Origin of the sequence: Stenotrophomonas indicatrix, from assembly GCF_002750975.1 — a bacterium.
GTDB lineage: Bacteria > Pseudomonadota > Gammaproteobacteria > Xanthomonadales > Xanthomonadaceae > Stenotrophomonas > Stenotrophomonas indicatrix.
Window position 1 is genome coordinate 3,682,816 of the sequence record NZ_PEJS01000001.1, and the last position, 14,689, is coordinate 3,697,504.

Here is a 14,689-nt window from a genome sequence, read left to right on the forward strand (position 1 = left end):
GGAGCCTGTCCCATGCTGCTGTCCATCATCTACCTGATCGCCATTTCCGCCGAAGCCATGACCGGTGCCCTGTCTGCCGGCCGCCGCCGCATGGACCTGTTCGGCGTGGTGATGATCGCCTGTGTCACCGCCCTCGGTGGCGGCTCGCTGCGCGACATCCTGCTTGGCCACTATCCGCTGGGCTGGGTGAAACATCCGGAGTACCTGGGCTTCACCGTGTGCGCGGCACTGATCGCCACCTGGGTGGCGCGCTGGATGCACCACTTCCGCCGCACCTTCCTGGTGCTCGATGGCCTGGGCCTGATCGCCTTCACCCTGATCGGCTGCTCGATCGCGCGCGAGGCCGGCCATGCACTGCCGATCGTGCTGATCGCCGGCATGCTCACCGGCGCCTTCGGCGGCGTGCTGCGCGACATCCTCTGCAACGAGGTGCCGTTGATCTTCCAGAAAGAGCTGTACGCCATCATCTCGCTGCTGACCGGTGCGGTGTATCTGCTGTTGCTGCACTGGGGCGTGGCCGATGCTACGGCGATCCTGTGCTGCCTGGGTGGTGGTTTCGCTGTGCGTCTGCTGGCCATCCACTACCGCTGGGAAATGCCCAAGTTCGTGTACCACGACGAAGTGCATTGAGCGGCGCGGGCCGGCACCACCGGCGGGGTGGCATGACCAAGGTCACGCGGCGACGGCCTGCGTAAACCGCTACCATTGGCGCCCCGTCGCACGCGCGACGGCATCCAGCCACGCCGCGCCTGCGGCCCCGCCAGACAATCCCCCTCCCCCGCTGCCCGTGGCCCTTCGTGGTGCCGACGGGCCCGCATGACCCTGCGTGCGCGCAGGGCGCAGGATGCCCATGTCTGTCGCCGAAAATTCCCGCTCACGTCGTGCCCGCCTGTTGCTGGTCGTTGCCGGTCTTGCCCTTGTCGCTGGCCTGGCGTGGTGGCTGTGGCCGCGGGCCGAGGCGGGCAGTGGCGAAGCCGGCAGCGGCAAGACGGTGCCTGTACGCATCGCCCTTGCCAGCGCCGAGCCGCTGGTGCTGCGGATGAAGGCGGTCGGTACGGTCACTCCGCTGCACAGCGTGGTGGTGCGCAGCCGCGTGGACGGCGAACTGATGCGCCTGCATTTCCAGGAAGGTCAGCAGGTCAACGCCGGCGACCTGCTCGCACAGATCGATCCCCGCCCCTACCAAGTGAAGCTCGCGCACGCGCAGGGTACGCAGCAGCAGAACCTGGCCGAGCTGGAGAATGCCGAGCGCCAGCTGCAGCGCTACCGCGAACTGCAGCGACAGAACTACGTGTCGGCACAGGAACTGAGCGACCAGCAGAGCAAGGTGCGGCAGCTGCAGGGGCGCCGCCTCAGCGACCAGGCATCGGTGGACGAAGCACGCCTGCAGTTGCAGTACACGCGCATCATCGCCCCGGTCAGCGGCCGTGTCGGCCTGCGCCGGCTGGACGTAGGCAACCTGGTGCACGCCAGCGATACCGAAGGCCTGGCCACGCTGGCGCAGACGGCGCCGATCAGCGTGCTGTTCACCGTGCCCGAGCCGGAGCTTCCCGCCCTGCTCGATGCGGTGCAGGCGCAGCCGGCGCTGGCGGTGGAAAGCTGGGACCGCGAAGAACGACGGCAGCTCGCCAGTGGCACCCTGTCCAGCGTCGACAACCGCATCGATACCGCCACCGGCACGCTGAAGCTGCGCGCGCAGTTCGACAACGCCGACCAGGCGCTGTTCCCCAACCAGTTCGTCAATGTGCGCCTGCAGCTGGGTGAGCATCCCGCGCTGCTGATTCCCGATGCCGCCGTGCAGTTCGGCAGCCAGGGCAACTACGTGCACATCGTCGACAAGGACAACAAGGCACAACGTCGCTCGGTGGTGCTCGGTCCGGCCGACGACGGACGCGTGGCGGTGCGTTCCGGTCTGGTGGCTGGTGACAAGGTGGTGATCGAAGGCATCGACGGGCTGGAAGACGGCACCGCGGTGGAGATCATCACCGAGGAGGCATCGACCAGGGCCGGCGCATGAACCTCTCGCGCGCCTTCATCCTGCGCCCGGTCGCCACCACCCTGCTGATGGTGGCGCTGCTGCTGTCCGGCGTGCTGGCCTATCGCCTACTGCCGGTGGCGGCGCTGCCGCAGGTCGACTATCCGATCATCCAGATCACCACGCTGTACCCCGGCGCCAGCCCCGAGCTGACCACGCGCACCATCACCGCGCCGCTGGAGCGCCAGCTCGGGCAGATCCCCGGCCTGAAGCAGCTGTCGTCCACCAGTTCCGGGGGAGCGTCGGTGATCACCCTGCAGTTCGGCCTGGAGGTGTCGCTGGGCGTGGCCGAACAGGACGTGCAGGCGGCGATCAACGCCGCCGGCAGCTTCCTGCCCGGCGACCTGCCGGTGCCGCCGGTGTACCGCAAGGTCAATCCGGCCGACACGCCGATCCTGACCCTGGCGGTGACCTCGCAGGGCCTGTCGCTGCCCCAGGTGCATGACCTGGTCGATACCCGCATCGCCCAGCGCTTGGCGCAGTTGCCGGGTGTGGGCCTGGTCAGCTTGGCCGGTGGCCAGCGTCCCGCCGTGCGCATCCAGGTCAATCCGGCCGCACTGGCCGCCAACAACCTGGGCATGGACCACATCCGCACAGCGATTGCCGCAGCCAACGTCAACCTGCCCAAGGGCAGCTTCGATGGCCCGATCCGCGCGGTGATGCTCGATGCCAACGACCAGATGCGCAGCGTTGCCGAATACCGCGCACTGGTGCTGGCCTGGCGTGAGGGCGCACCGCTGCGGCTGGGCGATGTGGCCACCATCACCGACGGCGCCGAGAACCGCCAGCTGGCGGCATGGAGCGGCACCACCCCGGCGGTGCTGGTGAACATCCAGCGCCAACCCGGCGCGAACGTCATCGCCGTGGTCGGACAGGTGCGTGCGTTGCTGCCGCAGCTGCAGGCCACGCTGCCGGCCGGCGTGCAGATGACCGTGCTCAGCGACCGCACCGAGTCGATCCGCGCGTCCGTGCGCGGCGTACAGAAGGAACTGGTGCTGGCCATCGCGCTGGTGGTGCTGGTCACCTGGGTATTCCTGCGCAACCTGCCGGCTACGCTGATTCCCAGCGTGGCGGTGCCGCTGTCGCTGATCGGTACGTTCGCGGTGATGCTGCTGGCCGGCTATTCGCTCAACAACCTCACGCTGATGGCGTTGACCATCGCCACCGGCTTCGTGGTGGACGATGCGATCGTGATGCTGGAGAACATCGCCCGCCACTTGGAAGACGGTGAAAGCCCGCGCGAGGCAGCGCTGAAAGGTGCCAGCGAGATTGGCTTCACCCTGGTGTCGCTGACGGTCTCGTTGATCGCCGTGCTGATCCCACTGCTGTTCATGGCCGACCTGGTGGGCGCGCTGTTCCATGAGTTCGCAGTGACGCTGGCGGTGGCCATCGGCATTTCGCTGCTGGTGTCGCTGACCTTGACGCCGATGCTGTGTGCGCGGTTCCTGAAACCACATGCCAAGGAGTCAGCGCCCCACGGGGATCTGACCCTGGCCGGGTCGGATCCGGTCAGGGCTCCGACCCCGAAGCGCGACGTGTTCGATCGCATCATCGCCCTCTACGACCGCCAGCTGCGCTGGGTACTGCAGCGCCAGCCACTGATGCTGTTGGCAACCGTGGCCACGCTTGCGCTGACGGTGGCGCTGTATTTCGCCGTACCGAAGGGCTTCTTCCCGGTGCAGGATGCCGGCCTGGTCCAGGGCATCAGCGAAGCCCCGCAGGCGATCTCGTTCCAGGCCATGCGCGAGCGCCAGCTTGCCTTGGCCACGGCCATTGAACAGGACCCAGCCGTGGCCAGCCTGTCTTCCTACATCGGCGTGGACGGCAACAATGCCGCCCTCAACACCGGCCGCCTGCTGATCGAACTGAAGCCACACGGCGAGCGCGAGGGCGCCGACGTGGTGATGGCGCGGCTGCAGCAGCGCGTGGCGAGGATTCCCGGTATCACCCTGTACCTGCAACCGGTGCAGGAGCTGGGCATCGAAGACCGCATCAGCCGCAACCAGTACCAGTTCACCCTGACCACGCCGGACCTGCAGACGCTGGAAACCTGGACGCCGAAACTGTTGCAAGCGCTTCGCCAATCGCCGGCGCTGCGTGATGTGGCCAGTGACCTGCAGATGCAGGGCCGGCAGGCCAGGGTGAGCATCGACCGCGATGCCGCCACACGCCTTGGCGTGAGTGTGGAAGCGGTGGCCGACGCACTGTACGACGCCTACGGGCAACGGCAGATCTCGACCATCTTCACCCAGGCCAGCCAGTACCGGGTGGTGCTGGAGGCCGATCCGGCGCGGCAACCGGGGCCGGAGGCGATCAGCGGCCTGCGCGTGCGCAGCAGCAACGGCCAGACCGTGCCGCTGGGCGCGGTGGCGCGCGTCGAGCAGGGGCCAACGGCGCTGCTGCGCAACCATGTCGGTCAGTTCCCGGCGGCCACGCTGTCGTTCAACCTTGCGCCCGGCGCATCGCTGGGCGAAGCGGTGGATGCCGTGCATGCCGCGCAGGCACAGGTGGCATTGCCGCAGAGCATCGAGCTGCGCCTGCAGGGCGCGGCGGCGGCCTTCAGCAGCTCGCTGTCGAGCACGCTGTGGCTGATCCTTGCCGCCGTGGTGGTGATGTACATCGTGCTGGGCGTGCTCTACGAGAGCTTCATCCACCCCATCACCATTCTCTCCACCCTGCCCTCGGCGACCGTGGGCGCCCTGGCCGCGTTGTGGGTGAGCGGACGCGGCCTGGACCTGATCGCAGTGATCGGCATCGTGCTGCTGATCGGCCTGGTGAAGAAGAACGCGATCATGATGATCGACTTCGCGCTGGACGCGCAGCGCACGCGTGGCATGAGCCCGCGTGAGGCGATCCACCAGGCGGCGCTGCTGCGCTTCCGGCCGATCCTGATGACCACCCTGGCCGCGCTGTTCGGCGCGGTACCGCTGATGCTGGCCAGTGGCTCGGGCGCCGAGCTGCGGCAGCCGCTGGGCTGGGTGATGGTGGGTGGCCTGATGGTCAGCCAGGTATTGACCCTGTTCACCACGCCGGTGATCTACCTGGCCTTCGACCGTCTGCAGCGTCGCCGCGCGACAGCACCGGCAACCGCTGGCGAGGCCGGCGCATGACCCCTGTGGCACGCCTGGCACAGGCCTGCGTGCAGCGTCCGGTGGCGACCCTCCTGCTGGCGGTGGCGCTGGTACTGGCCGGCCTGCTGGCGCTGCGCCTGCTGCCGGTGGCACCGCTGCCCCAGGTCGACTATCCCGCCATTGAAGTCAGTGCCAGCCTGCCCGGCGCCTCGCCCGAATCGATGGCGGCCACCGTCGCCACGCCGCTGGAGCGTGCGCTGGGCAGCCTGCCCGGCATCTCGCGCATCGATTCGGCCAGCACCCAGGGGCAGACCGAGATCGAACTGAAGTTCGTGCTCGGCCGCGACATCGACGAGGCCGCGCGCGAAGTGCAGGCCGCGATCAACCTCGCCCGCGGCCAGCTGCCCAGCGGCATGCCGGGCATGCCGCAGTACCGCAAGGTCAATCCGTCGCAGGCGCCGATCCTGGCGCTGGCGCTGACCTCCGATACGCTCTCGCCGGGCCAGCTGTACGACCTGGGTTCGACTGTGCTGGCGCAGAAGCTGTCGCAGGTGCCGGGCGTGGGCGAAGTGCAGGTGGGCGGCAGCGCGCTGCCGGCGGTTCGCGTGTCGCTGGACCCCAATGCCCTCAATCACGCAGGCCTGGCACTGGAAGACGTGGCACAGGCGATCAGCCGCGCCAATGCAGTGCGCCCACTGGGTGCGGTCGCAGGCGCGCAGCAGCACTGGCAACTGGAAGCGCCGCTGCAGCTGCGCCAGGCCGCGCAGTATCGCCAGCTGGCGCTGAAGGCCAGCGATGACCGCCTGCTGCGGCTGGGCGATGTCGCTGCCGTCGCCGATGGCGTGGAGGACCGCTATGCCAGTGGCTTCCACAACGAACGCCCCGCCGTGCTGCTGATCGTCAGCCGCCAGCCCGGCGCCAACATCATCGCCACCGTCGATGCCATCCAGGCGCAGTTGCCGCAGCTGCACGCCCTGCTGCCCAGCACGGTGGACATGCGCCTGGTGATGGACCGCTCGCCGGTGATCCGCGCCACCCTGCACGAAGCAGAAGTGACCCTGCTGCTGGCGATCGCGCTGGTGGTACTGGTGGTGCTCGGCTTCCTCGGCCAATGGCGCGCAGCACTGGTGCCAAGCGTGGCGATTCCGGTGGTGCTGTTCGGCACGCTGGCGTTGATCGCGCTGATGGGCTTCTCGCTCAATACGCTCTCGCTGATGGCCCTGATCGTGGCGGCGGTACTGGTGGTGGACGACGCCATCGTGGTGCTGGAGAACATCGCGCGCCATCGCGAGCTGGGCGCCGACCGCTGGCAGGCGGCGGTGCGTGGTGCATCGGAAGTGGGCGCTACGTTGCTATCGATGAACCTGGCGCTGGCGGTGGTGTTCGTCTCGATCCTGTTCCTGGACGATTTCGTCGAGCGCCTGTTCCGCGAATTCTCGCTGACCCTGGTAGCGGCGATGACGGTATCGGTGCTGGTGGCACTCAGCCTGGTGCCGATGCTGTGTGCGCGCCTGTTCGTCGATAACGCGCAACAACCCTCACGCTGGCAGCGCGGCAGCAATGCGCTGTTCGAGCACGTGCGCGGCACCTATCTGCGCACCCTGCAGGCCAGCCTGCGTCACCTGCGCTGGCCCTTGCTGGCCTTCGTGGCAGTGATCGCACTCAATGCCTGGCTGTTCCAGCAGGTACCCAAGGGCATCGTTCCGCAGCAGGACACCGCACAGCTGCGCGGCTTCGCGCGTGGCGATGACGGCCTGTCCTTCAAGGCGATGCAGCCGAAGATCGATGCCTACCGCAGACTGCTGCTGTCCGACCCGGCCATCGAGGACATCATCGGGTATATCGGTGGCAGCAACGGGGTCAACAACGCCTTCATCATGATCAAGATGAAGCCGCTGGCCGAGCGCGGTGTCTCCAGCCAGCAGGTGATCGATCGCCTGCGCGCGCGCCTGCCCAAGCTGCCCGGCGGTAATCTGTACCTGTGGGTGGACCAGGACATCCGCTTGGAAGGCGCCGGCAGCAGCGGCAAATACGAATTCCAGCTGCTGTCAGCGGACACCGCACCCTTGCGCCAATGGGCACCGAAGGTCGCTGCTGCGCTGCGTGGCCTGCCGGAACTGGTGGACGTGGAAGCGCAGGGCGAGGCCGGCATGCGCCAGGTGATGCTGGACATCGACCGCGAGGCAGCGGCGCGCCACGGCGTGGACCTGCGCATTGTGGCCAACATGCTCAACAACGCCTTCAGCCAGCGCCAGGTCGCCACGTTGTACGACAGCCTCAACCAGTACCGGGTGGTGATGGAGCTGGACCCGAAGCACACCCAGGACCCGGGCACGCTGGCACGGCTGCAGGTGATCGATGGCAGCGGCCAGCGCATTCCACTATCGAGCATCGCCAGCTGGCGCTATGGCATGGCGCCGGACCGCGTGTATCACAGCGAGCAGTTCGCCTCGATCTGGATCGAGTTCGCGCTGGCGCCGGGCGTGGGCCTGGAACAGGCCACCCGGGCCATTGATGCGGCGATGGCCAAACTGATGCTGCCGCGCTCGGTGCAGGCCAAGCTTTCCGGCGAGGCCGGTGGCCTGGAGCAGCTGCGTTCGCGCCAGTTGTGGCTGGTACTGGGTGCGACGCTGGCGGTGTACCTGGTGCTGGGCATCCTCTACGAGAGTTTCCTGCAGCCCTTGGTGATCCTGTCCACGCTGCCGTCGGCCGGCATCGGGGCGTTGCTGGCGCTGTGGCTGTTCGGCAACGAACTGAACCTGATCGCCCTGCTCGGCCTGTTCCTGCTGGTGGGGGTGGTGATGAAGAACACGATCCTGCTGGTCGACTTCGCCCTGGCCGGCGAACGCCGCGGGCTGAGTGCGCAGGATGCAGTGATGGAAGCGGCACGATTGCGCCTGCGGCCGATCCTGATGACCTCGCTGGCGGCACTGCTGGGTACGTTGCCGCTGATGCTGGCCAACGGTGAAGGTTGGGAGCTGCGGCAGCCGCTGGGCATCGCGATCGTCGGCGGGTTGCTGGTCAGCCAGTGGTTGACGCTGTACACCACGCCGGCGATGTATCTGGCGTTGGCGCGAGTACGGGCGGGGCGGTGAGCGAGGTGGCTTCATCCACGCATGGCGTGGGTCTACTGCGGCCATCGCCGGAGCGGGTTTCACACCACCCCGGCGATGTACCTGGCGCTGTCGCACATACGCAGCGCCAGGCGCATCGCCGGTGCAGACGGGCCGGTCTCCAACTCCGACCGGCCCTGATCGCGGCCGCACCCCCGCAGGCGCTGGCCGCCATCCACACACGTGCCGCACTCAAGCGGCTTCGGACACCTTTACCTCACGGCGGGCGCGCACGGCAGCGGCAAGCCGCTCCAGCACCTGCACGGTGGTGTCCCAATCAATGCAGCCATCGGTGATGCTCTGGCCGTAGACCAGCGGCTGGCCTTCCACCAGTTCCTGGCGACCGCCGACCAGATGGCTTTCGACCATCACGCCGACGATGCGCTGCTCGCCATCTTCCAGCTGGATGGCGATGTCTTCGATCACCTTCGGCTGGTTTTCGTGGTTCTTCAGGCTGTTGGCGTGGCTGGCATCGATCATCAGGCGCGTCGGCAGCTTGGCCTTGGCCAGCGCCTGGCAGGCATCGGCCACGCTGGCCGCATCGTAGTTCGGCTGCTTGCCACCACGCAGGATCACATGGCAGTCCGGGTTGCCGGTGGTGGAGACGATGGCGGTGCCGCCCTGCTTGGTGACCGACAGGAAGTGATGCGGATTGGAGGCCGCGCCCACGGCATCGGCGGCGATCTTGACGTTGCCGTCGGTGCCGTTCTTGAAGCCGACCGGGCACGACAGCCCCGACGCAAGTTCACGATGCACCTGGCTTTCGGTGGTGCGTGCGCCGATCGCGCCCCATGCCACCAGGTCGGCGATGTACTGCGGCGAGATCACGTCGAGGAACTCGACGCCGGCCGGCAGGCCCAGCTTGTTGATGTCGCGCAGCAGGCCACGGGCGATGCGCAGGCCCTTGTCGATCTTGAAGCTGCCGTCCAGGTCCGGATCGTTGATCAGGCCCTTCCAGCCCACCGTGGTGCGCGGCTTTTCGAAGTACACGCGCATGACGATTTCCAGCTCGCCGGCCAGCGCATCGCGCAGCGGCTTCAGGCGCTGTGCGTACTCGATGGCGGCTTTCGGATCGTGGATTGAGCACGGCCCGACCACCACCGCCAGGCGGTCGTCGCGGCCATGCAGGATCTGGTGCAGGGCGGCGCGCGAAGCGCTGACGGTGTCGGAGGCTTCGTCATCACAGGGCAGCATCGCCAGCAGCTGGGCAGGCGGTGTCAGCGGTTCGATGGTGCGGATACGCAGGTCGTCGGTGTGCGGGGGCATGGTGAGGGGTCTCTACGGAACGTTGGGGGTCCGCAGCGTGGCGACATGAAAAAAGCCGCCAGGTTCGCTGGCGGCTTTCGGGAATGCGTCTGAAGCTTTCTTCAGGGTGAGCGCAATCCTTCCTCCGCCGGGGGCTTCGGAAAGTAATACCAATAAAAGCTGGCGTGGGCTGCGTTCATGGGATCTATTGATAGCACAGGGTTTTGGCGGGTGCCAACTGTTTCATCCGCAACTGCGGGCGCGGTTCAGCGGACTATCGGCCGCCATGCACTTCCACATCCAGCAGCAGCGTCTCGTGGATGTCGACCCAACGCTCCACCACGCGGTCCAGTTCCTGCCTGGCCTCATCAAGCTGTTCGGGGTTGAGCATGGACCTGGCCGTATACAGATCGGACACCAGCTGCCGCAGGGTGGCTTCCTGGATGGCCACCACCGGCCCTTCCAGGCCGGGCACCTGCAGCGCTGGACTGCTGCCCAGCGCTCCGTACAACGTCACCTGGATCTTGCTCTGCATGCTCGACTTCCCTGCGGGTGGATGCGGCCGAGCGCCATCTTTACCCGGAATGGATGACACGCGCATGTGCCACGAGGGTGCCGGAATGCAGTCCGATGGGGCGGGGGCGCATGGGGTCTCCCTTGAAGGTCATGGGGTTGCCGGCCAGCGGCCGGCACTACCGGGAAACGCGGGTGAACGGTACGGCGCTACAGCGAGCGCAGCGCGCGCTTGCGGATGTATGTATTGGCTGCGCTGTCGTGCGTTGACTGCCACCGTGCGCATACATCGCGCACCCATCCGGGCTGGCTCTTGCCTGCGTCGTTCAGCCAGTTGCCGACCGAGTCCTGCACATAGCGCTCGGGATCGTCAGCGAGGGCCTCCAGCAGGGGCAACGCGTGCTCGGGTTGCTGCTTGAACAGCGCAATGTGCGTGGCCCATACACCGCGGGGGCGAAGCGCCTCACAGGCGAAGCGGCGCTGATGCGGCGAGCGCTGCAGCGTCCAGGGTTGCAGCAGGGCAAGCGCTTCCAGCGGCTCGGCGACGATATCGCTGCGCAAGGCCAACCATGCCCATTCGCGCACACCGAAGTGCGGATCATCTGCCAGTGGACGCATCGCCTGCAGCTTGCCGGCCAATGTCGCCTGCGCGTCGGCACCGATCAGATAGCAGGCCCATCCGCGCACGGTGTCCGAGGGATGCGCCTGCCAGCAGTGCACGTCACCCTGCCCTGCCTCGCGCAGCACCGCTGCGGCCAATGCCATGCGCTGGGTGATTCCCCTGCCTGCGGCGGCCTGCATGCGCTGTATCGAGGCCGGTGGCAAGGTCGGTGCCACCGCCTGCAGCAACGCAGCGAAGTCCACAGCCAGGCACTCGGCCAGATGCGTGCTGGATACGCTGCCCGCATTGAGTGCCTGCAGGCGTGCCGTGCCAATGGTGCCGCTCATGTGCCTGTTTCCTGGCCTGCGTCGGTGTGTCGCCAGACTTTTTCCAACAGCAGCGACAACTGCACCTGTTCGCTGGAATCAAGACCGTTGAACAGTCCGCCGATCCATTGTGTGTGCTGGTCGAACAGATCGGCGGCCAGGCGCTTGCCGCGCGCGGTCAGCACGATCTGCAGCCGGCGGCCATCCTCGGCATCGTTGCGCCGCTGCAGCAGGCCGTCACGCTGCAGGCCATCGAGCAACCCGCTGATGGTGGCGCGGGTGACGCCAGCGCGCTCGGCCAACGCGTGCGGAGGCAAGGTGCCGCCAGCGCCGTGCAGCAGGAACAGCACCACGAAGCGGCTTTCGCTGAGGCCGTGCGGCGCCAGGCGTGAAGCGCAGTCACGGTCGATCGCGTTGGACAGCGAAAGCAGCTGGAAGCACAGGCGCAGCTGGGCCAGGTGGGGATCGCCGCGACGGCCAGCCTCCTGGATGAGAGCCGTGTGTTTTGCTTCAAGCATCCATCATATCCGTGATGATTAGGCGCCTTATTATATTGTCGATCCCGCAGGGCGCAAGTCCGGACCGGGCTGCCGCAGGGCATGACGCGGCGCCGCCCCGGGGCCTGGATGGGGTCGACAGGCGCCGGCAGCCAAAGCTGCGGTAGCATCGCGCCACGTCCCGCCAGGAGTTCCACGCATGTGCCGTGTCGTCCTGTTGTTGCTGACGCTGTTGCCGATGGCCGTAGTCGCTGCGCCACCACCGCTGCCATCGCCAGCCCGCATTGATGCCCAGGCGCAACGGCTGATGCAGGCCGCACACGCACGTGGCATGGCGCTGGCGGTGATCGACGCTGGCAAGGTGGTGCACGTGGCCGCCTATGGCGAGCGCAACGCCGCCGGCGAACCGCTGCGTACCGACACCGTGATGTACGCCGCTTCGCTGACCAAGATGGCCTTTGGCCACCTGGTCGCGCAGCTGGCACAGGACCAGGTGATCGCGCTGGACGCCGGCATTGCCACGTATCTGGACAAGCCATTGCCGGACTACCCCGTCGATACGAAGCACTACGCCGATTACAGCGTATTGGCCGGCGACGAACGCTGGCGCCGGCTCACCCCGCGCCTGCTGCTCAATCATGGCAGCGGCTTTGCCAACTTCGCGTTTCTGGAACCGGATGGCAGGCTGCAATTCCATTTCGATCCGGGCAGCCGCTACGGCTATTCCGGCGAAGGCTTGATCCTGCTGCAGTTCGTGCTCGAACGGGGGCGCCTTGGCCAGGACATCGGCGCGCTGATGCAGCGCCGCGTGTTCGACCGCTTCGGCATGCCCCGCACCAGCATGATGTGGCGCGAGGATTTCGCCACCAACCTGGCCGACGGCTGGACCGCCGATGGCACGCCCGAGCCGCATGACGAGCGCAGCCGGGTGCGGGCCGCCGGCTCGATGGATACCACCATCGCCGACATGGCCAACTTCGCAGCGGGCTATGTGCGCGGCGAAGGCCTTTCAGCGGCGATGCGGCAGGAGCTGGTACGTCCGCAGCTGCCGATCACCACGGCCAGCCAGTTTCCGACCCTGCAGGCGGAACTGCCGGTAGCGGAGCGGCGCAGGGACCTGGCAGCCGGCCTGGGCGTGGTCACCTTCCGCGGGCCGCAGGGGCCCGGCTTCTACAAGGGCGGCCACGATGACGCGGTGGGCAACACCCTGGTGTGCATCGAGCAGGGCCAGCGCTGCGTGGTGATGCTGGGCAACGATGTCCGCGCCGAGGCGGCGTTTCCGGCACTGGTGGCGTTCGTGCTGGGCGATACCGGAGTGCCGTGGGACTGGGAGTACGGCGCGGAGAAGGTGTTCGTGCGCTGACGCCATCCACGCATGGCGTGGATCTACTGGCGTGGACCCATGGGCATGGATTCATTGGCATGGACACATGGGTATGGAGCCATTGGCGTGTGCCCATTGGCGGCAACACGCCACCCACAAAAAAACCCCGCCTTGCGGCGGGGTTTTTCATTGCAGCAGGGAAGCGTGCCGACCTGGATCGGCAGCTACCGGTGCAGCGGGACTTAGAAGTCCATGCCGCCCATGCCACCCATGCCGCCCATGCCACCAGCGCCACCCATGGCCGGCTCGTCCTTCTTCGGAGCGTCGGCAACCATGGCTTCGGTGGTGATCATCAGGCCAGCGATCGAGGCTGCGTTCTGCAGCGCCGAGCGGGTCACCTTGGTCGGGTCCAGGATGCCGAACTGCAGCATGTCGCCGAACTCGCCGGTAGCGGCGTTGTAGCCGAAGCTGCCGGTGCCTTCCTTGACCTTGTTGACGATGACCGACGGCTCTTCGCCGGCATTGGCAACGATTTCGCGCAGCGGGGCTTCCATCGCGCGCAGGGCGATCTGGATGCCGTGGTTCTGGTCTTCGTTGGCACCCTTCAGGCCAGCCAGTGCGGAGACCGCACGGACCAGGGCAACGCCGCCGCCCGGGACCACGCCTTCTTCAACGGCTGCACGGGTCGCGTGCAGGGCGTCGTCGACGCGATCCTTCTTTTCCTTCATTTCGATTTCGGTCGACGCGCCGACCTTGATCACTGCAACGCCACCGGCCAGCTTGGCCACGCGCTCCTGCAGCTTCTCGCGGTCGTAGTCCGAGGAGGTGTCTTCGATCTGGGTCTTGATCTGCGCAACGCGCGAATCGACCGCAGCCTTGTCACCCACGCCATCGATGATGGTGGTGTTTTCCTTGGAGACCTGCACCTTCTTGGCGCGGCCCAGGTCCTTGATGGTGGCCTTTTCCAGCGACAGGCCGACTTCCTCGGAGATCACGGTGCCGCCGGTCAGCACGGCCATGTCTTCCAGCATCGCCTTGCGACGGTCGCCGAAGCCCGGCGCCTTGACGGCCACGACCTTGACGATGCCGCGGATGGTGTTGACCACCAGGGTCGCCAGCGCTTCGCCTTCGACTTCCTCGGCAACGATCAGCAGCGGCTTGCCAGCCTTGGCGACGCCTTCCAGCACCGGCAGCAGGTCACGGACGTTGGAGATCTTCTTGTCGTGCAGCAGGATGTACGGGTCATCCAGGTCAGCGGTCTGCGACTGCTGGTTGTTGATGAAGTACGGGGACAGGTAGCCGCGGTCGAACTGCATGCCCTTGACCACGTCCAGCTCGTTGTCCAGGCCCGAGCCTTCTTCAACGGTGATCACGCCTTCCTTGCCGACTTCCTTCATCGCGTTGGCGATGATCTGGCCGATCGACTCGTCCGAGTTGGCCGAGATCGTGCCGACCTGGGCAATGGCCTTGTCGTCAGCGGTCGGCTTGGAGATGTTCTTCAGCTCGGCGACGGCAGCCACGACGGCCTTGTCGATACCGCGCTTGAGGTCCATCGGGTTCATGCCGGCAGCAACGGCCTTGGCGCCTTCGCGGATCAGGGCCTGGGCCAGCACGGTGGCGGTGGTGGTGCCGTCGCCGGCGTCGTCGTTGGTACGCGAGGCGACTTCCTTCACCATCTGCGCGCCCATGTTCTCGAACTTGTCAGCCAGTTCGATTTCCTTGGCGACGGACACGCCGTCCTTGGTGATGGTCGGGGCGCCGAAGCTCTTCTCGAGCACGACGTTGCGGCCCTTCGGGCCCAGGGTGGCCTTGACGGCATTGGCGAGAACGTTGACGCCGCGCACCATGCGCGAACGGGCGTCTTCACCGAAACGAATATCCTTGGCAGCCATTGCGTTTACCTCATTGGTAGCGCCGGGCCATGCCCGGCGGCTGGGTGTTGGAATCAGGGGATGAAGCAGGTC

At 66.9% G+C, this 14,689-nt stretch carries 10 protein-coding genes; 5 read left to right on the plus strand and 5 right to left on the minus strand.

The genetic code is table 11. The features are described from left to right. The first annotated feature begins 12 nt into the window (after positions 1 to 12). The 4 genes from CR918_RS16980 (at position 13) to CR918_RS16995 (ending at position 8,201) form a co-directional block, all read left to right on the plus strand. Complete coding sequence (locus CR918_RS16980; protein ID WP_032952083.1) at positions 13 to 630, plus strand: trimeric intracellular cation channel family protein; 618 nt, start codon at positions 13 to 15, stop codon at positions 628 to 630. A gap of 220 nt (positions 631 to 850) precedes the next feature. Further along, the gene (locus CR918_RS16985; RefSeq protein WP_099843859.1) at positions 851 to 2,017 is read left to right on the plus strand and encodes an MdtA/MuxA family multidrug efflux RND transporter periplasmic adaptor subunit; all 1,167 of its coding nucleotides are present in this window, start codon (positions 851 to 853) and stop codon (positions 2,015 to 2,017) included. Next, entirely contained in the window at positions 2,014 to 5,145 is a 3,132-nt protein-coding gene (locus CR918_RS16990; RefSeq protein WP_099843861.1) for a multidrug efflux RND transporter permease subunit, read from the plus strand. Before CR918_RS16985 ends, CR918_RS16990 begins: the two co-directional genes overlap by 4 nt. Continuing rightward, positions 5,142 to 8,201, plus strand: coding sequence for an efflux RND transporter permease subunit (locus CR918_RS16995; RefSeq protein WP_099843863.1), 3,060 nt, complete (start codon positions 5,142 to 5,144; stop codon positions 8,199 to 8,201). The genes CR918_RS16990 and CR918_RS16995 overlap by 4 nt, the downstream gene beginning before the upstream one ends. Before the next feature lie 210 nt (positions 8,202 to 8,411). On the opposite strand, the gene CR918_RS17000 is transcribed toward CR918_RS16995, so the two are convergent. The 4 genes from CR918_RS17000 to CR918_RS17015 all read right to left on the minus strand — a co-directional run bounded on the left by CR918_RS17000 (position 8,412) and on the right by CR918_RS17015 (position 11,422). Continuing rightward, entirely contained in the window at positions 8,412 to 9,485 is a 1,074-nt protein-coding gene (locus tag CR918_RS17000; RefSeq protein ID WP_025878655.1) for a 3-deoxy-7-phosphoheptulonate synthase, read from the minus strand. A 253-nt stretch (positions 9,486 to 9,738) separates the two neighbouring features. Beyond that, positions 9,739 to 9,999, minus strand: a complete 261-nt coding sequence (locus CR918_RS17005) for a hypothetical protein (protein ID WP_025878654.1) — start codon at positions 9,997 to 9,999, stop codon at positions 9,739 to 9,741. 188 nt (positions 10,000 to 10,187) lie between these two features. Then, positions 10,188 to 10,925 carry a DNA alkylation repair protein gene (locus CR918_RS17010; protein ID WP_099843865.1) on the minus strand — a complete coding sequence of 246 codons (738 nt, stop codon included), beginning with the start codon at positions 10,923 to 10,925 and terminating at the stop codon, positions 10,188 to 10,190. After that, on the minus strand, positions 10,922 to 11,422 hold the full coding sequence (locus tag CR918_RS17015; RefSeq protein WP_099843867.1) for a MarR family winged helix-turn-helix transcriptional regulator: 501 nt from the start codon (positions 11,420 to 11,422) through the stop codon (positions 10,922 to 10,924). The genes CR918_RS17010 and CR918_RS17015 overlap by 4 nt, the downstream gene beginning before the upstream one ends. 178 nt (positions 11,423 to 11,600) lie before the next feature. Between CR918_RS17015 and CR918_RS17020 the strand changes: the two genes are divergently transcribed. Further along, positions 11,601 to 12,764 carry a serine hydrolase domain-containing protein gene (locus tag CR918_RS17020; RefSeq protein ID WP_099843869.1) on the plus strand — a complete coding sequence of 388 codons (1,164 nt, stop codon included), beginning with the start codon at positions 11,601 to 11,603 and terminating at the stop codon, positions 12,762 to 12,764. Between the two features lie 203 nt (positions 12,765 to 12,967). On the opposite strand, the gene groL is transcribed toward CR918_RS17020, so the two are convergent. Next, positions 12,968 to 14,617, minus strand: coding sequence for a chaperonin GroEL (gene groL, locus CR918_RS17025; RefSeq protein WP_025878650.1), 1,650 nt, complete (start codon positions 14,615 to 14,617; stop codon positions 12,968 to 12,970). Positions 14,618 to 14,689 lie beyond the last annotated feature (72 nt).